15 protein-coding genes are annotated in these 20,249 nt (G+C 63.9%); 5 read left to right on the top strand and 10 right to left on the bottom strand.

Translation table 11 applies throughout. From position 1 onward, the window contains the following. Nucleotides 1-105 precede the first annotated feature (105 nt). The 5 genes from ABD919_RS08570 to ABD919_RS08590 form a co-directional block, all read right to left on the bottom strand. A complete protein-coding gene (locus tag ABD919_RS08570) occupies nucleotides 106-1,326 on the bottom strand; it encodes a phosphotransferase (protein ID WP_345235577.1) in 1,221 nt (406 codons plus the stop codon). A gap of 382 nt (nucleotides 1,327-1,708) precedes the next feature. Beyond that, nucleotides 1,709-2,806, bottom strand: a complete 1,098-nt coding sequence (locus ABD919_RS08575; RefSeq protein WP_345235578.1) for a DUF3419 family protein — start codon at nucleotides 2,804-2,806, stop codon at nucleotides 1,709-1,711. A gap of 59 nt (nucleotides 2,807-2,865) precedes the next feature. After that, complete coding sequence (locus ABD919_RS08580) at nucleotides 2,866-4,323, bottom strand: AMP-binding protein (RefSeq protein WP_345235579.1); 1,458 nt, start codon at nucleotides 4,321-4,323, stop codon at nucleotides 2,866-2,868. Nucleotides 4,324-4,344: 21 nt separating this feature from the next. Further along, on the bottom strand, nucleotides 4,345-4,980 hold the full coding sequence (locus tag ABD919_RS08585; RefSeq protein ID WP_345235580.1) for a hypothetical protein: 636 nt from the start codon (nucleotides 4,978-4,980) through the stop codon (nucleotides 4,345-4,347). Between the two features lie 260 nt (nucleotides 4,981-5,240). Then, nucleotides 5,241-5,864, bottom strand: coding sequence for a Riean_0653 family protein (locus tag ABD919_RS08590; RefSeq protein ID WP_345235581.1), 624 nt, complete (start codon nucleotides 5,862-5,864; stop codon nucleotides 5,241-5,243). A 171-nt stretch (nucleotides 5,865-6,035) separates the two neighbouring features. On the opposite strand from ABD919_RS08590, the gene ABD919_RS08595 reads away from it, so the two are divergent. The 5 genes from ABD919_RS08595 to ABD919_RS08615 all read left to right on the top strand — a co-directional run bounded on the left by ABD919_RS08595 (nucleotide 6,036) and on the right by ABD919_RS08615 (nucleotide 13,126). Continuing rightward, nucleotides 6,036-8,234 carry a TonB-dependent receptor gene (locus ABD919_RS08595; protein ID WP_345235582.1) on the top strand — a complete coding sequence of 733 codons (2,199 nt, stop codon included), beginning with the start codon at nucleotides 6,036-6,038 and terminating at the stop codon, nucleotides 8,232-8,234. Between the two features lie 933 nt (nucleotides 8,235-9,167). After that, complete coding sequence (locus ABD919_RS08600; protein ID WP_345235583.1) at nucleotides 9,168-9,878, top strand: hypothetical protein; 711 nt, start codon at nucleotides 9,168-9,170, stop codon at nucleotides 9,876-9,878. A gap of 202 nt (nucleotides 9,879-10,080) precedes the next feature. Continuing rightward, the gene (locus tag ABD919_RS08605) at nucleotides 10,081-11,151 is read left to right on the top strand and encodes a sensor histidine kinase (protein WP_345235584.1); all 1,071 of its coding nucleotides are present in this window, start codon (nucleotides 10,081-10,083) and stop codon (nucleotides 11,149-11,151) included. A 442-nt stretch (nucleotides 11,152-11,593) separates the two neighbouring features. Beyond that, nucleotides 11,594-12,391: a LytR/AlgR family response regulator transcription factor gene (locus tag ABD919_RS08610; RefSeq protein WP_345235585.1), complete on the top strand. Its 798-nt coding sequence runs from the start codon at nucleotides 11,594-11,596 to the stop codon at nucleotides 12,389-12,391. Between the two features lie 129 nt (nucleotides 12,392-12,520). Beyond that, on the top strand, nucleotides 12,521-13,126 hold the full coding sequence (locus ABD919_RS08615; protein WP_345235586.1) for a phosphatase PAP2 family protein: 606 nt from the start codon (nucleotides 12,521-12,523) through the stop codon (nucleotides 13,124-13,126). 281 nt (nucleotides 13,127-13,407) lie between these two features. On the opposite strand, the gene ABD919_RS08620 is transcribed toward ABD919_RS08615, so the two are convergent. From ABD919_RS08620 to ABD919_RS08640, 5 genes are all read right to left on the bottom strand, one after another. Further along, nucleotides 13,408-15,858: a carbohydrate-binding protein gene (locus ABD919_RS08620; protein WP_345235587.1), complete on the bottom strand. Its 2,451-nt coding sequence runs from the start codon at nucleotides 15,856-15,858 to the stop codon at nucleotides 13,408-13,410. 525 nt (nucleotides 15,859-16,383) lie between these two features. Continuing rightward, nucleotides 16,384-16,686, bottom strand: coding sequence for a hypothetical protein (locus tag ABD919_RS08625; RefSeq protein ID WP_345235588.1), 303 nt, complete (start codon nucleotides 16,684-16,686; stop codon nucleotides 16,384-16,386). 874 nt (nucleotides 16,687-17,560) lie between these two features. After that, a complete protein-coding gene (locus tag ABD919_RS08630) occupies nucleotides 17,561-18,388 on the bottom strand; it encodes a LytR/AlgR family response regulator transcription factor (RefSeq protein WP_345235589.1) in 828 nt (275 codons plus the stop codon). Nucleotides 18,389-18,686: 298 nt separating this feature from the next. Beyond that, nucleotides 18,687-19,703: a sensor histidine kinase gene (locus ABD919_RS08635; protein ID WP_345235590.1), complete on the bottom strand. Its 1,017-nt coding sequence runs from the start codon at nucleotides 19,701-19,703 to the stop codon at nucleotides 18,687-18,689. A 62-nt stretch (nucleotides 19,704-19,765) separates the two neighbouring features. After that, entirely contained in the window at nucleotides 19,766-20,182 is a 417-nt protein-coding gene (locus ABD919_RS08640; RefSeq protein ID WP_345235591.1) for a DUF3995 domain-containing protein, read from the bottom strand. Nucleotides 20,183-20,249: the final 67 nt, after the last annotated feature.

A 20,249-nucleotide genomic window follows, 5' to 3' on the forward strand; every position in this document is an offset into this window, starting at 1 on the left:
CCGCAGGGTTTCGCAGTGGTTAAAATCGCAGTGTTCCGCAGTGTCGTTCTATCGTTGAACGGTCACTGCGGAACACTGCGGTTTTAATCACTGCGGGAAATCCTATCAATACGTCACCAGCCCGTACTGTACACCATAGCCCCGGCCATACCGGTTCAGGTCCAGTCCGGCTATGGTATCGAAGAAGCTGTTGGCCACGCGGGGCAGGTAAGGGTAGGGGCATACCGAGTGGGCCATGAAATACATGCCCAGGCGGTGCAGGCCGAAGTCCAGCGCGGCCAGCTGAAAGCCTTCGCGGAAGCGGACTGCGTCGGCAAACTGCCCGGTGAGGGCGTGCAGGGCCTGGCGGTAGTGCTCCAGGTACAGGGGGCGCAGGTGGTAGCGGTCGGCGTCGAGCACAAAGGCCAGCAGCTCCACCACGTCGTATTGCGGGAGGTGGTAGGTGGCCAGCTCCCAGTCGTAGGCGCAGAGGCGCAGCTGGCCGGCGGCGTCGCGCTTGAAGCAGGTGTTGCGGGGGTTCAGGTCGTTGTGAACAAGGGTTTTGGGGTGCTGCTCGAGCTGCTGCCAATAAGCTGGGATGTGGGCAATGGCCTGGCGCAGCTGGGCGGCCCGGGCCGGGGTGAAGAGCTCGGGGAAGCGGGACGCGGCATTGCTGAGCAGGGCCGTCCAGAGCGGAGCCAGCCGCTGCATAAAGGCGCCGGATGGCACGTCGGGGCCGTAGTTGGCGCGGGCAGTGGGCGTGGGGTGAAGGTGGGCGGCGTGCCAGGCCGCCAGCTGCGTGAGCGCCGCACGGATGTGGGCATCGGTCCAGCGCTCGGGTGCCATCACGGAGTTGAGCAGCTCCACGGTGCGGCCTTCGTCGAGGTATTCGAGCAGCACGGCGTAGGTGTCGCGGCTGGGGTCGGCGTGGGTGGCCCACACCTGGGGCAGCAGGCCGCTGGGGTCGGCCTGGCCATAGGCCTGCAGCTCGCGCCAGTGGGTGTGCTCGAAGCCGGTAAGGGCCTGGTAGTGCGGGTAGATTTCGGCCACTGCCCCGCCGCAGGCCCCGGCCATGCCGCTGAGCATGGTGGCAATGTCATGGCCGGCCGGCTTCAGCTTCAGCACCAGGCGCTGGGTCTGGGGCTGGCCATCGGCCAGCAGCTGCACTTCGAGGCCAAAGTGGCCCACGGGCTTGGCCGAGCAGCCGGCCGTTAGGGCCGTGAGAATGCTCGACGAGCTATCGAGGGCCAGGGGCCGCACCCGCTCTACCCGAATGTTGCGGGCGGGCGCATGGCGGCGCATTATCTGTTCCAGAAAGGCGGGGCGGAAGTAGTCGGCGGTCGTCATCGCAGGGAGAGGGTTAGGGAGCAGAATTGCTGCCCGAAGTAACGCTGCTCCCCGGCCCGCTGATGCTTTTTTGGAAAAGGTTTTATGCGTTTCAGGGACTTTTCAGATGTGGGGTATTTGGTGGGCTTAGGGTTTGAAAAGCGGGGTTTTTGAGGGCGTTTGGGGTATTTTTCTCTGATAAGAATCCGACTTTTGTTTTTTATTGAGGGCCGCCGGCGGTGGGGACTGGGGTGGTGCCACGAATTCCGCGCAGCGGTTCGTGGTACCACTAATTGGCAGAACGAAAACTATGAAGGATGTTCTGGCTATTAGTGGTACCACGAAGCCCTGCGGGCAATTCGTGGCACCACGCCCGCCGCTCAATCCACCGCCTAGGGGACATTCAAATCGGCCAGTCCAGTACCCGCACGTTTTCGAAGTAGAAGCAGGCTTCCTGCTCCGAGAGCTGCTGCGATACTTCCGGCAGCAGCGGCACGGCCGCGCTGCGGGCCGGGGCCTGGCTTTGCAGCAGGTTCCAGAATACCAGCCGCAGCTGGCGCGGGGACTGGCCCAGGGACTGGCACACGCGCTCAAACTCCGCCGGGCTCACGTACTCGAAGATGTTGGACAGGCTGGCCTTGCTGATGCCCTGGCCGGCCTCCGACAGCAGGTAAGCCGTGGCCTCGCCGGTGGTGATGTGCAGCCGGGGCAGCCGGGCGCGCAGCTGCTCGTAGTTGCGGCTTTGGTAGCAGGGCGGCAGAATGTTTTCGGGGAGGCCTTCGGCTCCGAAAAAGAAGAAGCGGGAAAAGAAATTGTCGCGCAGCAGCACCTGCGCTACGTGCTGCTGCCAGCGCTGGTAAAACAGCTCCCCGCCCGATGCGGCGGTGTGCTTGTACAGGCTTGCATCGCGGCCCTTGCTGAGGTTGACCGCATCGAAATAGCTGATGAACTGCCGCCGGAAATCGTCCTGCCCGTAGGCTTCAATCACCGAGGCGAAGTAGGCCTGCTGCGCGGCTACGGTATCGAACTCGAATAGCGTGCGCAGCTGGTCCTGCAGCGCGGCATCGAGCGTTGGCAGAAAGCCATGGACGTAGGCTTCGAGCCGGCCGGCGCCCAGCAGGCCGCCGGGGTGCTGCGCGAAAAAGGCGGCCCAAAACTCCCGCTCCCCGGCGGGCAGGCCCGGCTGCACGGCTTGCCAGGTGCGGCTTACTTCCCCGGGCCCCGCCAGGCCCAGCAGGCCGTGAAATACCGCCTGCTCGTGCCCGGCAATGACGTGGCACTTAAGCGCCAGCAGGCGGTTCTGCTCCGGGTTCAGGTCGATGGCTGTTACCCGGGCGGGCCCGGCGAGCAGGGTGTTGAGCACGTTGCAGCCGGCGCCGGTAATAACCAGGGCATGGTCCTGGGGCTGCAGCTGCAGCGCATGGTATAGGGTGGCGCTGCCTTCCCACACCAAGGAGTAGCGGAGCTGGTCGAGGGCGACGTGGTGGAACTCGGAGTTCATAATCAATTAGTAATTAAGATTGGGGAGGCCGGCTTTTTTAACTCTCAGCTTTTAACTGCCTACAGCACCTCCGCGTAGCGGATTTTGGAATGGTGGCGCTGGTCGACGGGCAGGCTGCTGCGGAAGTGGACGGCCTGGCAGGCGGCGGCCGGGAAATAAGCGGCTAACGCGGCCCGCACGGCGGCTTCGCTGGCTGGGCCCTGCACGTAGATATTGAACCCAGCGCTGACGGGCCGCGCCGCTACCCGCTCCACCCCGGGCAGGTGCTGCAGCACGTGTTCGAGCTGGTAGTGCTGCAGGCCCTGGCGCAGGGCCTCGTTGCCCTGGCGGCCGGTGAGGTAGAGCTGCCCGTCGGCCCCGAGGTAGCCGAAGTCGCCGGTGTGCAGCCAGCCATCGGGCTCGCGGCTGGCCACATGCGGGCCGCGCACCTGGATTTCGCCCACTACCGGGCGGCTGCCATCCGGCAGGCTGAGCGCGCCCAGGGAAGCCAGGCGCAGCTCCAGGGAAGGATGAACCGGGCCCACGCAGTATCCCAGGGCGGGACTCGCTGCCTGCCCGGCCAGGGGCCGCACGGCAATGGGCTCGGCTTCCGATGAGCCATAAATGACATACACCGTAGCGCTGGCAAACACCGCTTTTAGGGCGTGTACCAGCCGCTCGGGCACGGGGGAGCCACCTACGCCCAGGGCCCGCACCAGCGGAAAGCCACCTGGCTGCTGCCGCAGCGCGGGCAGCAGCTGCTCGAAGTAGAACACGTTGCCGGTGAGGGTCTCGACTTGCTCGACCAGCAGCTGCTCCACGATAAGCGGCGGGCGGACGGTGGAGATATCAGCCCAGTGCACATTGGGCAGAATGCTGACGGCGCCCGCGCCCAGGTTGTGCAGCAGCACGTTCGGGAACAGCGGAAAGTCGCGCTGGCCCGGCCAGGGCGGGAATATTTCCTTCAGCACCGCGTGCTGGGTGCTGAGCACGGCATGGGTGCGGATTATCTGCTTGGGCCGGCCCGTGGAGCCCGAGGTGTGGGTGATAAGGGCGGGCTGCTGGGGCGGCACGGGCTGCGGCAGCTCCGCCGGCGTGGCGGGGCTGGTAGGGCGCGAGGCGGCCAGCAGCTTCACACCAAGCAGGCGGGCCAGCAGCCGCGGCCCGGCCGCCACGCGGGGCAAAATGGCCACGCCGCCCTGCCGGGCCAGGGCCAGCAGCTGTCGTGTGCTCGCGCCGGCCGGGGGCAGCACCACCGTGGCCCCGTGCGCCAGCACGCCCAGCAAGGCCCCCACCAGCTCCAGGCTGACGGGCACCAGCAGCAGCACCCGCTGCCCGGGCAGCACCTGGGCCGCCGTCAGCCGCTGCCGCATAGCCGTTACAAAAGCTTCAATCTCGCCCCCGGTATGTAGTTCGCCGGGCTCGAACCCCCCGGTGCCGGACTGGGCCGGCGAGGCCGAAGGCCAGGCCAGCAGCACTTGCCGGGCCTGGGCCTGCAGGGTGCGGGCAATGTGGGCGTAGAAGTTGGTGCTGGGCATTGGCGCCGGGAAATTCGGCCGCTAGTACTTCACGTCGAACCGGCCGTCGGCGACTTCCAGCGAGTCGTTACCCCCGGGGCCACCGTAGAGCCAGCCCTCAAACGTGCCGCTTACGATGCGCTGCTGCCGGTCGAGGCGGCGGATTTGCAGGCGCACCGGCCGCCTGGTGCGGCTGCGGTAGTCGTTGCTAAAGCTTAGGTAGTCATTGGCCCACATAGCCTCCGGTTGTATGCCGGTAGTGGCACGGGCGGTATCGGTTCCCAGCAGACGCAGACCGCCCAAGGTATCGGTGAGGTGAAAGACCATATTTAGCTCCATGTCATAAAACGCTTTGCTGTCGCGTACGCCGGTCATGCGCCCCATTACCTGTAGCAAGGGGACACGGGGAGGGGTTAAGAAGTTATTGAACGGGCCCGCCCATAGCTCGTTCTTTTCCCAATAGGTACCCCCGATAATGGCCCGGCCTGCGTCATGATGGCCCAGCACCGTCCACACCTGCGGGCCCAGGCGGCAGCCCATAGTGTGGGCGCCGGTTTCGGTGTAGGGCGGCAGCTGGGCCCGATTAAACTCGGCTGCGTTGTCGTAGTCGTCGCACGACTTGGTGCAGGCGCCCAGGGGCAGCAGGCTGAGGTAGGTAAGCAGGGTACGGAGGCGCATGGGGCGGGAGGGGCTAGACTTACGCATGGTCGTTTCTTCCGTTTTACTGCAGTGTGCGCAAGGGTAAAGCGCCGTGTTTGCAGTGGTCGTTCAATAAGTTGACATCGAGGGCACCAAAGACAACCAAAACACGCCGTCGCCTGCCTGCCCCCTCCGGCCCGGCCGACAACGAGGCCGCCCGGCAGCTGGGCCAGCAGGGTACGCCAATATAGGAATAGGAGTTGGAGGACATGCAGCGGCTAGATGCACGGGCTGCTAACTCAGTACGTCACGTCGAACCGCCCGTCGCTGACTTCCAGCGAGTCGCGGCCGTTGGGGCCGCCATAAACCCAGCCCTCAAACCGGCCGCTGATGATGCGGCGCTGCCGGTTCAGGTGGCTGATAACCAGGCGCACGGGGCGCCGGGCACGGCTGCTGTACTTTGTGTCGGTTAACAGGTTTTCTACCTGCATGTACTCATAGGGCTGCCCGGCCGGTACCAGGGAGTAATCGGCCTCACCCAGCCGCCGCAGAGTGCCCAGCGAATCGGTAGGCAGGAAGGTCAGCTGAATGCGGGTGTTGTAGAAAATCCGGCTGCTGCGCGCCCCGGTCATGGCGCCGGTCAACCTGAGCGAGCGCGGCAAACGCGGGGTGTTCTCCAGCTCTACGCCCAGGGCATTGGGAAGCCATTCAGGGCCGCTCCCGCCAGAGCCGCTCAGGTCCTGCCTGCCCAGCACCGTCCATACCTGCGGGCCCAGGTGGCAGCCTAGCTTGTTGGCTCCGGTTTCGGTGTAGTCCGGCAGCTTGGCGCTGTAGAACTCGCTGGCGTTGTCGAAGTCCTTGCACCTGGTGCAGGCGCCCAGGGGTAGCAGGCTGAGGTAGGTAAGTAAAGAGCGGAAGCGCATGGATAGAGGAAAAGAAGGGAGGCCAAAAGTACCCATTTATTCTTCCCAGCCCGATTCGGCTCAGCCGGGCAAGCCCACGCTTCATCCTCCTCATCCAACGCTTCGGTAACAGAAACTGGAACAGGCGTGGGGCCGGCCGGCACCTTTGAGTCGTCAATTAAGACCGACTCTATGAAAACCCTGTTCCTCGCCCTCGTCCTGCTGCTGAGCCTTGCCGGCCTGGCCACTGCCCAAACCACCACGCTTTCCGGCGCCGTGCGCGACGGCGCCGGCCGCCCCCTGCCCGGCGTCAACGTCTTTCTCAAAACCACCTTCGACGGGGCCAGCACCGACTCCCTGGGCCGCTTCCGCTTCAGCACCACGGCCACGGGCTCGCTGCCGCTGGTGCTTTCGCTTATCGGCTACCAGCCCCAGGAAATACCCGTCACGCTGGGCCAGGGCCCCATCAGCCTGCCCAATCTGAAGATGAAGGACGCCCCCGCCCAGCTTGGCGACGTGGTGGTGACCTCGGGCTCGTTCGAAGCCAGCGACGAGAAGCGCAGCACCGTGCTCAAGCCCCTGGACATCGTGACCACGGCCGGCTCGCTCGGCGACATCGCCAGCGCCCTCAACACCCTGCCCGGCACCACCCGGGTGGGGGAGGAGGGCAAGCTCTTTGTGCGGGGCGGGGCCGCTTCCGAAACCAAAACCTACCTCGACGGCCTGCCCGTGCAGAATCCCTACGGCGGGGCTGTGCCCAGCGTGCCGGCCCGGGGCCGCTTCTCGCCCTTCCTCTTCAAAGGCACCGTGTTCAGCACCGGCGGCTACTCGGCCGAGTACGGGCAGGCGCTGAGTGCCGTGGTGGGCTTGAACTCCGATGATTTGGCCGCCGAAACCCAGACCGGCATCTCGCTGATGAGCGTGGGCGGCAGCCTGTCGCGCACCAAGCGCTGGGACCGTACCTCCCTGGCCGTCACGGCCGACTATACCAACCTGACGCCCTACTTCCGCCTGGCCCTGCCCGCCGGCAGCTTTAGCCAGGCTCCTGAGAACCGCGGCGGCTCCCTCAGCCTGCGCCACCGCACCGGGCAGGCGGGCATGCTCAAGGTGTACGGCACCTTCAGCCAGCAGCGCCTGGCTTTGCGCCAGCCCGACCCCAGCCCCGCCTTCCAGGCCGAAGGCCGCCCCGTGGCCCTCTCGAACGACAACGCCTACCTCAACGCCAGCTTCCGCAGCCCCCTGCGCCGCGGCTGGAGCCTGAACACCGGCCTGGCCCTGACCCGCGACGACAACACCATCCGCCCCGACGTGCAGACGGTGCAGGACGTGGAGCAGTCGGCCGTGGCCCGCCTCGTGCTCACCAACGACTCGGCCAGCACCTGGTTTAACCTCAAGCTGGGGGCCGAAGGCTACGGCCAGCAGTTCCGGCAGCGCTACCAGGCCAATGCCGAAGCCCCCACCCAGCGCCTGGGCTTTGATGAGCAGCGCGGCGCAGCCTTCGCCGAGTCCGACGTGGTGCTGGCCAAGCGGCTGGCGGGCCGGGCCGGCCTGCGCGGCGAGTACTCGGCCCTGCTGGGCGACTGGAGCCTGGCCCCGCGCCTGGCCCTGGCCTACCAGACCGGCGCCTACAGCCAGCTTTCGGCCGCCTGGGGGCAGTTTTACCAAACGCCCACCAACGACCTGCTGCGCGTCAGCACCAACTTAAAGTTTGAAAAGGCCGAGCACCTGCTGCTCACCTTCCAGCGCGTGGCCCAGCAGCGTACCCTGCGCGCCGAAGCCTACTACAAGACCTACGCCGGCCTCAGCACTTTCGACGCTGCCCAGCCCTTCAACCCCAGCCGCTACCAGAACGCCGGCAGCGGCTACGCCCGGGGCCTGGACCTGTTTTGGCGCGACCGCAGCACCTTCAAGAAGGTAGACTACTGGGTAAGCTACGGCCTGCTCGACACCCGCCGCCAGTACCGCGCCGACCCCGCGCAAGCCGTGCCCACCTTCGCCGCTACCCACAACCTGAGCGTGGTAGGCAAGTACTGGGTGCAGAAAATCCACACCCAGTTCAGCTTCACCTACAGCTACGGCAGCGCCCGCCGCTTCCACAACCCCAACGAGCCCGGCTACAACCAGGGCCGCACCCCCGACTTCCACGACCTGAGCCTCAACGCCAGCTACCTCACCCACCTCTTCGGGCAGTTCACCATCGTGCACGTCTCGGCTTCCAACGTGCTGGGCCGCCAGAACATCTTCGGCCACCGCTACGCCGTCACGCCCGACGCCAATGGGCAGTTTGCGAGTGTAGCTATTACGCCGGTGGTGCCCCAGATGCTGTTCGTGGGCGTGTTCATCTCCATTAACAAGAAGGCGAAAGTAGATTTGAACGAGGCGCCGGAGTAAGGGACAGCGCAGAAACGTGCCAGGGCCTTTTTCTTGGGGGGCGGGGGTAGCAGTCAATAATTCAGGTGCCGGCACGTTACCTCTGACACCGTCTAATTAATACCAGGCATGACCACTCGGCTACGTTGCTTTACACTGGCCCTGCTTACGGGCAGCACCTTTGCGCTTACAGATTGCAGCAAATCCGGGGAGCCCGAACCACGAGCTCCTTCCCAGCGAGAAATATGGCTTACCACCCCCGGCTGGCGGCTGGTTGGTTATGCATTCGAGGAAACGACAGCTGCGGGCGTCACCACCACGCACCCGGTTCCGCTTACAGCTTTCGACCCCTGCTCCCTTGATGATTTAATCTATTATCATCCCAACAAGGACTACACCGTGGACGAGGGCCTTGATAAGTGCAGTGTCACCTATCCATCATATCTAATGAGGGGCACCTGGGCATTTGCTTCTGACGAAACCGAGCTTATCCTGAACCCTGGCCAGCCTGGTGCCAAGCCCGACCGTATTCGCACCCTTACTGCCACGTCTCTGACCTTGGCATCGCCCCCAGATACCCTTTTTCCTAATGGCCCCACATCCGTTCAGATAAGGACTTACGCTGCGCAGTAGAAGTCAGTCCTGCTCGCCGGAGCTTCTCGCTGGTCTGCTCCTCGCCATTAACAAACTACCTGTCGACGGCCCCCGAGGCCCCCTGCGGGGCTGCCAGCCCCCAGCCGATACCAAAGTGGCCGCCCCAGAAGGGGCGGCCACTTTTTTTTTGCCTTCCCGCCAATCCCCCGCTTCCGACGCTTCATCCCCCTCATCCGACGCTTCGGTAACGGGAATTTTCGGCCGCCTCCGGGCCCTGCCACCTTTGAATCATCAACCAGCGCAGCAGCCCTGGTCAGCCACTAAAAACCATCAACCACTAACCAAAAACCAACCACAGCCATGAAGACCATCCTCACCGCCCTCGCCTTTGCCGCCGCTTCCTTCGCCGCCCAGGCCCAGGCTCAGCCCGCTACCGCATCCGTAGCCAGCACCAGCGCCCCCACGGCCGATGCCTACACCACCATGATGACGGCCACCATTGCCGAGCTGCTGCAAACCAAGGATGCCGCCGCGGTGCAAACCGTGCTCGACAAGCTGGGCCGGGCCGCGGCTGCCAAGCCTGCCGACTGGCTGCCCCGCTACTACCTGGCTTATGGCGCCGCCCGCCAGGCCTACATGAGCAAAGACGCCGAGCTGATGGACAAAACCCTGGACCGCGCCCAGGCCGACCTCGACCAGGCCCGCAAGCTGCGCGGCGACGAGTCGGAGCTGCAGGTACTGCAGGCTTACATCCACCAGGCCCGCATCATGGTATCGCCGATGATGCGCGGCATGAAGTACACGGCCAAGGTGCAGGAAAGCCTGAACGCGGCCGAGAAAGCCAACCCCGCCAACCCCCGCATCTACCTGCTGCGCGGCAACGACTTCTACTTCCGCCCGGCCATGTTTGGCGGGGGAGCTGAGGCGGCCCGCCCGCACTTCCTCAAAGCCAAGGAGGCCTACGCCGCATTTAAGCCTGCCTCCGAGCTGGCGCCCAGCTGGGGCGAGCGCCAGGCCCTGGGCCTGCTGAAAAAGATTGACGAAGACGCCGCCAAGGCCTCGGCCAAGTAGACCACGGGTAAGGGCTGGGCTGGCTCCCGCCCGGACGTCAGAACGACAACTGTTCGACGTCCGGGCAGGAACCAGCCCCGCTTTTGCAGCCATCTGCCGCCGTTGCTGCCTGCCTAGCCTGGCCTTGAATCTGCTTTAATTCCCCTTTACTTTGATGGAAACTTGCCCTTCTGCCGATTTGACCAAGCCTGGCTCCTCCACCATGCCCGACCAAGGCCCTTTCCTGCCCATCCGGGCTACGTGGCCGGCCTGGCTGCGGGCCCTGCGCACCCTGCTGCTGGTGTCGCTGGTGCTCTCCGTGCTGCTCAACCCCGGCGACCTGACCAATGCGCGCCGGTTTGGCATTACGTTTCTCATCACCTTCGGCTACGCCGGCGGCCTGTGGCTGGCCAATGGCTACATCGTAGACCTGCTCAATGCCCGCATGCCCTGGGGCGTTGACCGGCCGCTGCGGCGTCTGCTTATTACGCTGGCGCTTTCCACTACGGCCTCGCTGGTAGTGATAGTGGGCATGAACGTGCTGATTCTGCTGGGCTTCGGTCAGCCCTTGAGCCATATGCTGCGGCCGACCATGTATGCCCAGATTCTGGTGCCGTTGGCGGTAACCACCATCATCTCCCTGTTTCTGCACAGCCGGGCCTTTCTGCGGGAATGGCGGACGGCCGCCATCCGCGCCGAGCGCCTGGAAAAGGAAAGTGCTGTAGCCCGGCTCGACTCCCTGCGCCGGCAGGTAGACCCCCACTTTCTGTTCAACTCCCTGAACGCGCTGACCTCGCTGGTAGAGGAAAACGACCCTGCCCGGGCCGTGCGCTTTATCCGGCAGCTCTCGCAGGTGTACCGCTACGTGCTCGACAGCCAAAGCCAGGAGATGGTGCCGCTGGCCGACGAGCTGCGCTTTGCTGAGTCTTACCTTTTCCTGCAGAAAACCCGCCTCGGCGATGCTCTGGCCGTGGAAATGCAGCTGCCGGCCCCAGCTGAAATGGCCGCCTTCTTCCTGCCGCCGCTGGCCCTGCAGCTGCTGCTCGAAAACGCCGTAAAGCACAATACCGCCTTCCAGGCCGACCCCTTGCGCCTGCGCGTGGAGCTGGACGTCGCTGGCCGCTCCCTGGTGGTGCGCAACACCCTGCGCCCCCGCCGCCTGGCTCCCGGCGAGGCCTCCGGCACCGGCCTGCAAAACCTCACTGCCCGCTACGCCTTCCTCACCGAACGGCCCGTGGAGTTCGGGCCCGAAGGCGAGGAGTTTGTCGTAAAATTGCCGCTGCTGGTTATTTGAATTAAAAATTAAAAATTATTAATTAAAAATTGTTTTTCGGTTGTCAGGCTGTGTTTTCTAATGGAGGCTGTTTAGGAAGCGGTTAGAATGTCATGCTGAGCATTCTGCGCATCAAGCAGAGATGAAGCATCTTTACCACAAGTGTAGACCCAATTGAAAGGGCATTATACTGCTGTGGGCAAGACGCTTAGCCTGCGCGGACGCCAGATGAGCAGAACGGCCATTCGTGCTTTTTTAGATTTCCTAGAGCGGTTCTGTGGTTGATATGCGGCCTCGTTCTCGTGGTCGCCTCACCCCCCGGCCCCCAAAAAATGCTTGATTCGCATTTCCGAAAAGGAGAGGGGGAGGCACAGGTTGACCCATATGACTACCTGAAATTCGCTGTAAACAGCTTCTTTGTATGAATTTTTAATTTTTAATTCATAATTTTTAATTGAATAAAATGCTTCGCGCCCTTATTGTTGAAGACGAGCCCCTGGCCGCCCGCCGGCTGGCCGACCTGCTGGCCAAGCAGCCCCAGCCCGTGCAGGTGCTGGGCACGGCGGAATCCATCAGCCAGGCCGTGGCTTTGCTCGAAAGCCTGAGCCCAGCGCCCGACGTGCTGTTTCTCGACATTCACCTGGCCGATGGGCTGAGCTTTGAGATTTTTGAGCGCACCACCGTGCGCTGCCCCGTCATCTTCACCACGGCCTACGACCAGTATGCCCTGCAGGCGTTTAAGGTGAACAGCGTGGACTACCTGCTCAAGCCCATCGACGGCGAGGAGCTGGCCGCGGCCTTGCACAAGCTGCAGCGCCTGCACGCGGCGGCCACGCCGGCAGCACCCGCTCCTACGCTCGACGCGGCCCTGCTTGGGCAGCTGCTGCAGCAGATGCAGCAGGGGCCAGTGGCGCAGAGCTATAAATCCCAGTTTGTGGTGCGGGTGGGCGAGCACCTGAAAGTGGTGCCCGTCGACCAGATAGCCTACTTCTTCAGCCTGGAAAAGGCCACCTTCCTGCAAACCACCGAGGGCCGCAAGTACGTGGTGGACTACACCATGGACCAGCTCGAAGGCCTGCTCGACCCCCGGCAGTTCTTCCGCCTCAACCGCGCCTACCTGGCCCAGCAGTGCGCCATTCACGACATTATCCACTACACCAACTCCCGCCTGCAAACCGTGCTCAAGCCCACCGCGCCCGACGCCCAGGTGCTGGTGAGCCGCGAGAAAGTGGGCACCTTCAAAAGCTGGCTCGATAGGTAATAGTAACCCGGACTTTTAGTTTGCGTCCCGGAAAGAGCTAAAACGACGACACCAGAACGACTCCAACGGCGCGGAGTCGCGGACTGAAAGTCCGCGCTACTGACCACGGCTGCCCTGTTCCACACAAAGATGAAAGAAGCCCCGCTTTGGCTGCGCCGCCTGGCCGCAGTGCTGTCGTTTCTGGGGCACCCGCTGCTGGCCGTTCCCGCTTTTGTGGGGCTGCTGGTAGGCCCGCAGCTGAGCCACCGGCAGGCGGCCTGGGCCCTGGGCAGCATGCTGCTGCTGGTGCTGCCCCTGGGCCTGTGGAACCTGCGTCAGACCAAGCGCGGTGCGTACTCCAACTTCGATGTATCGGAAGCACGACAGCGCCGCTCGTTCTACCCGGTGCTGCTGGTGTTGCTGGGCTTGGGCACGGCGGTGCTGTTCTGGCAGCAGGAAGGCGGCCCGTTCCGCTACGGGGTGCTGGTGGTGTGGGCCATGCTGCTGCTGTGCTACCTTCTCAACTTCTGGCTGAAGGTGTCGCTGCATGCGGCCATCTCCTTTTTCCTGGCTGGTGCCGCCGTGTATCTATACCCGGGCTGGGGTGGGCTGGCGCTGCTGCTGGCCGTGCTGGTAGCGGCTTCACGCTGGGTGCTGGACCGCCATACGCCGGCCGAGCTGCTGGCCGGGGCCGCCCTGGGAGGTGCTGCCTATGGCGGGTTACTCTGGCTGCTGGAGCAGCCATTGCCGGGGTAAGCGGGTTCGGATAGTGGTTGTAAGGTCCGCAAAACCGCCTTGTACTTGTCGGCCCGGGAAGTGGCAACACCCAAGTTGCGGAGTACATCTGGCCAAACTTTAGCGGGACTTTGACCAAGAGCCCGGCACCGGAGCTAAAAAGCACGTCATGCACAATCTGGCGTCTGGGGAGGCTAAGCTTCTCTGGTACAGGAGTAATCCAGTTACTGCTGTGCCAGGGATGCTTAGCCTCCGCAAACGCCAGACGTGCATGACGAACTAGTGGCGATGCCCGGGAGTGGCTATTCCTTGCTGAAGCGGCTCACCACCTTACGCTTGTCGGTCGTGGTCAGCACCAGCGTGTAGAGGCCGGGCTTCAGGGTCGAAACGTCTACCGTTTCGCCGTTGAAGGTGCCGCGCGACACCACCGTGCCGTCGAAGCCGAGGATGCTGACCTGCGCGCCTTGCAAGTCGGTAGCGGAGGTCACGTTCAGGCGGTCGGTGGCGGGGTTAGGATACAGCGTCAGAGCAGGGGTGGGGTCGAAGGCAGGGGCAGGGGCCAGCGTGGCGGGCTCCGCATCGACTGTTGGGCGGGCACTCACCCGGCTGATGCGCACCCAGTTGATGTTCCAGCCGCCGGTTTGGGCAAACACGGTGAAGTTGTAGGTGCCGGCGTTGATGTAGACGGTGCGCGACACCGTAGTCCAGTTCTGCCAGCCGTTGGTAGAGGGAATGGCCGTGCTGCCCAGCTGAATGCTGCCGTTTAAATTCGACGACAAGGTGCTTGCTCTCGTAGCGGCCACGCGGTACTCGATGAGGTAGCTGCCGGAAGAGGGAAAGTTGATGCTGTTCCACACCAGGTAGTCGCCCGGGTCGATGTAGCCCATGTTCCGCCCGCCTTCCGTGCAGGCTTCGGCTTGCATGCCGTAGTTGACGTTGGCAAATTCAGCGCGTAGCTGGCGGCTGAAGGCCGGCGCGGCCGTGCGCACCCGCAGGGAAGTAGCGCGGTCGTTCCAGCCGTTATTTACCAGGCAGGAGGTGGAGGAAGTCAGGGTAAGGGCAGCACCGCCAAAGTTGTCGTCATCATACAGCACCATCTCGTAGCCGCTGTTCACGGTCAGCGACGAGATGTCGTTGTTCAGGATGCCGCGGCTTTGCAGGGCCGCCAGCGTGTAGTCGCCCACGGCCAGGGAAGTAGCCGCGCCGCCGTAGTTGCAGTCGCGGTACACGGTAGCCACGCCCGTAACGGGCGTCGTGTTCGGTGCCGGGGCCGTACCCGAAATGGTGTAGGCCCCCAGCGAGCCGTAGTCGGAGTAGCCGTCGGTAGCCGGGTTTCCCTGCCCGACGCCATCGACCTGCAGGTAGTAGGTGCCTGCGCTTAGGTTGGTGCTGAACGTCGCGTTCAGGTTGTTGGCGCCCGCCGTGTCGTAGGTGCCCAGCAGGGCCCCGCTGCCGTTGAAGAGCCGCACCGCAATGTCGAGGTTGCTGTGGCGGCTCACCCCACTCACGTTGAAGGTGGCCGTGCCGCCGGCGGTGCTGAAGGAGAAGTAGTCCAGGTCGGTAGCGCGTTCGATAACGCCGCGGCCCGAGAGGCTGTTGCCGCTGCGAGCAAGGGCCGTGGCGCTGGTCGTGCTGTTGCTGTGGTCGTCGGCGCGGTAGCCTACGTTGAAGTTAGTGCCCGTCATGATGGCCAGGTCATCCTGGGTGTTGTTGGCGTTGGCGTACTCGCCGCGGCTCCACTGCGCCACGGGCGTGTAGTAGCCGTTGCCCATAATCGGCGACCAGCTGCCGTGCCCGGCAAAGTAGCCTTCGTTCGGGGTGGTGCGGCCGTCGTGGCTCAGGCCCAGGGTGTGGCCCACTTCGTGCGAGGCCGCCTCGCCCCCGTCCTTGGGGCTGCTCATAAACACCCAGCAGGGCGTGTCGTTGAAGGCAAGGAACGAGTTCATGTAGGCAATGCCGCCGGTGCCCGGTGCAATGGTGCCGACGCTGCCCGGCGACACCACGCAGCGGATGCGCATGGTGGTGGCGTAGGTGTTGAAGACGGCCTCGTCGGTGGTTACGTTGAGGTTGAGCGGGCGGAAGTCTTCGCTCACCAGCTCCCAGAACTCCCGCACCCTGGCTTCGTCGTTCTCAATGCCCGAGGCTGGGGCGCTGTACGCTCTCCCCTGGTTCCAGCCTTTGCCAGCCGGCATTTCGTAGCCGTCGAAGTCGAGCAGCACGCAGCCCCGCGCACCGGGCAGGCTCTGCAGCAATACCACCGTGGTACGATTGGCGCTGTTGCCGGCAGAAACGGGCTCTTGGTAGCCCAGGGGCTTGTTGTAGTCGATGCAGACAACGTTGTTGATGTCTACTTCCTGCACCTGCACATTACCGGCGGAATCGGCTGAGTAGCGGTAGGCCTGCTTCGTTTTTTGCAGGATGATGTGGCCCTCAACCTCCTTGCCATCAATGCGCAGGGAAAACGAGGAGCCGGGAACCCCCTGGATTTCACCCTGCAGGAATTCCCCGGTTGCGGCCAGGTCTTCGCGGTAGTTTACCTGGCCGGCCATGGCCTTGGCCGCTGATACCCGCAGCGATACCACGGGTTTGGCGCGTTGGGCGGTGCCCACGGCTACCTGGCTTTCAAGCTGCTGAACCAGCGTCTGGCTGCTTCCTAAGGGAAAAGCGGGGCCGTCCGGGCGTTTCTGGGCCTGGGTGCCTAAGCTGCCCAGCAGCAGGGCCGTGCTCAGCGCCAGCGTGTAGAGAGTTTTCATTGAGTGAATGATGGTAAATGGTTGTTTGGGATGGGTGAGGTGTACCAAAGGCAGGACGACAAACCCGGCAGGGCCAGCTCTTCGCGGCTGTTCCTTCTTTATGCAAGCGACCGGTGAGCTTGCCCTGCTCGTCGGGGCTGACCGCCCGCGGGGTGGAAGCCAGGCCTGGGGCCAATACATCCAGGGCGCCTCTGGTGTATCTGCCCAGCCCGGTCACGGTGGCGATAGGCCCGCCGTGGTGGCTGTTGCTGTTTCCTCTGTATGTAAAGGTCTCGCAGCTGCTAAGCGAATCCTATGGCCGGAGCGGCTTACTTGGACCAACGACAGCTGAAGCAGTATCAACGACTGCTTTACTTGAATAAGTGCATGGTGCAATCGATTGCGCAGCGCGGTGTTTTGGGCTTTCCTGTCGGCCCTTCAGTTCCGGTGGCAGTGGGCTGGCCAGGCCGGCATAGAGGCAGCAGCGTCTTCCGCAAGGGGTGGTCGCGCTCATTTCCGGCCTGTGCGCGGGGACCCTGCGGAGAGCTAGGTGCCGAAGTGGAAAATGCGGGTTTTGACTTTGATGCCGTTGCAGTAAAAAGCCAGCAGGTAGGTGTCGGCGTACCGGCGGGCCAGGCCGGGGTCGTAGGTATAGGAGTAGGCATAGGCCCCCGGGGCCTGGGCCCTGGTGGCCCGAATGGTTGCCAGGACCCGGCCCGTCAGGTCGCACAATACCACTTCGGTCGTTGCCGCTTCGGTAAGGATGTAGCCCACCTGCACGACGTGCTTCTGGGCTTCGTAGGCCAGGGATAGATGGCGTACCGGACCAGCAAGAAGGGAGGAGTTCATAGTTCAGGGGAGAACAGGTTGTGGCACGGCCCTCCTGGTGAGAAGGCGCGCTTCCAACCCGCTGCTGGCTGGGTAAGAGGGTGGCCGGCCCGATACCCGCCAGGCTTGCTACCGGGGGCGGCTGGCTTTTGGCCAACTCACCGGCTGCTTGTCGGCATGGCCGCAAGGCAACCGGCGGGCAGCAGCCCGGTTGTGTTGACTGGCCCGCAGGTGGCGGGTGCTGGTGGCCGGCCGGAGCAGCGGGCCGTTCGACCCGGGGGGCCGGGTCAGGAAGCCGCTTGGGGGCATCATCTGCGCAGCCTGGGCGGGCTTGGCCCGCCGGCCTCGTGGTCGGCGGGCGCCTGCTGCGGAAGGGTTTCCGGTTTGCCGGGAGGGCCGCCGGCATCCTGTGTTCCCGCCGGCGGCACGGGAATGGGGGCTCAGGTCAACACTGCTGCTCAGCTCGTCGGTAACAGAAGTGCCAGAGTGCGCCGTTTTTCACAGTAGAAGAGGAATGAGCGTTGATAACAATGCCCAAAGGTCCCATGGCGGCTGAGGGTTTCCTACTCGCTTTGCTTCTGCTTTGGACCAACGACAGCTGCTTCCATGTCAACTTCCTTATTCTTTGGATTAGTTGCCCGGGCAGGTGCCTGCCGGGGCCAGGTGCAGCTTGCCGGCGGCCAGGAGCTAAGCGGTGTCGCAGAGCGCTTTGGCAGTCAGTGTACCGCGGACTCTGCGAGTCCGCGCGAGTGAACGTTCAACCGCGCGGACTCGCAGAGTCCGCGCTACTGCTCTACGCCAGCCTGGTGTGCATTTCTGGTTGTTGTACTGCGTTAAAAGTGTGCACCAACCTGGAAGCTGCTGTAATCAGCCGGGTGGCAAGCGCCGTGGGGCATCAGCTGCCTTCGAGCCAGGCTTTGAGGGAGCCGGCTTTTTCGCGGCTCACCAGCACTTCTTCGGTAGGGGCGGGGTGCAGCTCCACGGCCAGCTTGCCGTTGAAGTGGGGGTGGAGGCGGCGCACGGCCGGCAGCTGGGCAATTACCTGGCGGTTGAGGCGGAAGAAGTGGGCCGGGTCGAGCAGCTTCTCCAGCTGCTCCAGGGTGTAGTCGACCACGTAGCGACGGCCGTCGCTGGCCACCAGCGTGGTCACTTCGTGGCGGCTCACAAACCAGGCCGCCTCGCTGGCCGGCAGCGGCAGCAGCTGCTCGCCCTGCCGCACCAGAAAGCGCGTTTTGTAGGGCCGCCCGGCGTGGGGCAGCGCATCGAGCAGGCGCTCCATGGAGGAGTGAAAAGTTGAAAGTGATGGGTTAAAAGCACTGGGCTTGCCCTGCTCTTTTAACTCTTCACTTTTCGATTTTATCTCACTTCCGGGCCAGCGCTGCAGCTTTTGCAGGGCGGCCTGCAGCTCTACCAGCTTCACGGGCTTGAGCAGGTAGTCGACGCTGTTGGCCCGGAAGGCATGGATGGCGTAGGCATCGTAGGCCGTGGTGAAGATGACCGGGCTGCTGACCACCACCTGCTCCCAGATTTCCAGGCTCAGGCCGTCGGCCAGCTGAATGTCGCTCAGGATAAGGTCGGGGGCGGGGTTGCGGTCCAGCCAGCTCAGAGCGCCGGCCACGGTGTCGAGCACGGCCAGCACCTGGGCTTCGGGCGCGGCCTGCAGCAGCAGCCGCTGCAGCCGCTCGGCCGCCGGGTACTCGTCTTCGATGAGCAGAACGTTCATTCTCTAGTTGTCAGTTGGTAGTTGTCAGTTGTCAGTGCAGTTCTGCCGTTTGGTTGTCAGTTGGTAGTTGTCAGTTGTCAGTGCAGTTCTGCCGTTGTGCCTCACCCCCGGCCCGCTCTCCGCAAAGGAGAGGGTGAGCCTGGCGCCTGGGGAGGACAACGCCAAGGTGAATAACATTTAAAGACTTCCTGAACCGAGCAGTCAGCAGTCAGTTACTGGTTGTTTACTGTCAGTTTGCTCAGGAAAGCAGCCGTCAGAACAAACTGACAACTGACAACGACCAACTGACAACTACCAACTAAATAAGCGGCAGCTTCACCACGAACTTCCCGTCGCCGGACTCTATTTCTACCGGGCGGCTGGTGCCCAGCAGCTCGTAGCGCTGGCGCACGTTGGCCAGGCCCATGCCGGTGCCGGGCGCCAGGCCGGCGCTACGGGGGCGCAGGGTGTTTTCGACGGTGATAAACTCCGATTCGGGGCCAGCCAGCAGGCGCAGCTGCAGGGGCTGCTCGCGGCTGGCTACGTTGTGCTTCAGCGCATTTTCCACCAGCAGCTGCACGCTGAGCGGGGCCACGTGCCGGGTCAGGGCGGCGGGTGCCACGTCTGTTTCTACCCGCAGATTGTCGCGAAACCGGGTTTTGTGCAGGGCCAGGTAGGTTTCCACAAAGGCCAGCTCCTCGGCCAGGGGCACGGTGGCCTGGCCCTGGCTGAGCAGCACGTAGCGGTACACGTCGGCCAGCTGCTCCACGAAGTGCTGGGCCGGCTCGTTGGCCGGCTCAATCAGGGCCGAGAGGGTGTTGAGGTTGTTGAAAAGAAAGTGCGGGTCGAGCTGCCCGCGCAGGGCGTCGAGCTGGGCCTGGGTGCCGGCCCGGGTGAGCTGCTCGGCGCGGCGCAGGTTCTGCTCCCAGCCCCGGAAGAAGTGCGAGCTTTCATATATCAGCAGCACCACGCCGGTAGGCAGCAGGTTGAAGCGAATTTCATGAAACACCGACACCGAGTGCTTGGCACAGTAGTGCGGGAAATAGATGTTCAGCCCAAAGTGCAGCACGGCAGTCACCAGGCTGGTTACCACGATGGAGAGGGCTCCCAGCAGCCAGAGGCGCCGCGCCGTTTGCTCTACGCGGGGCATGCGGCCCAGCAGCCACAGCCACAGCGCCCGGTTGCTGAGCCAGATGCTGAGGGTGAAAGCAAAGGCAATGGCCCAGCTTAGCAGAAAGTCGGCCACGCCCGGATTGGTGCCGTAGCGGGCCTGCATCACCGTAATGGCAAAGCTGATGGTGGGAATGCCCACCAGTAGGTAGCGACGGTCGTTCATGAGCAGGTAAGCCGGCCGGGCGGTAAAGCGCCTCCCCGGGCGTAAACATAAACAGAGGGCCTTTAGCTGGCGAAATGCAGCAGGCCAAGCAGGGTCGACAAGGCCAGCAGCAGGCACAGCGGCGTGTAGTAGCGCGTGTCGTTGGTAGCGAAGCTGGTCCCGGTCACGCGCTTGCTCAGGCCCACGTAGCGAAAGTCGCCGACCACGCGCAGCAGCAGCAGCACTGCCACGGCGGCGTTGCCGGCCCTTACCCAGCTGGCAGGGAAAGGAAGCGGCAGCCACCCCGCCCCGGCCGCGCTCAGCCCGGCAAAGACCAGCAGCCCTGCCGCCACCAGCAGCGTAAGGCCCCGCCCAGGGCGCAGCACCAGGCGGCCATCGGGGTGAGCCGGCAATGCCGCCGGGGCCGCTTTATTGCCCAGGGCCCAGTACAGGTGCAGCGCGGCAAGGAAAGCAAAAACCAGGGTGTTGAATAAGGGCATTTTTGGGGTCTTGGGGTCTAAGGGTCTAGAGGCTGGGTAGTTCCGACGAACTTCTCCAGAACAATTC

This window comes from Hymenobacter saemangeumensis (assembly GCF_039541835.1).
Lineage (GTDB): Bacteria > Bacteroidota > Bacteroidia > Cytophagales > Hymenobacteraceae > Hymenobacter > Hymenobacter saemangeumensis.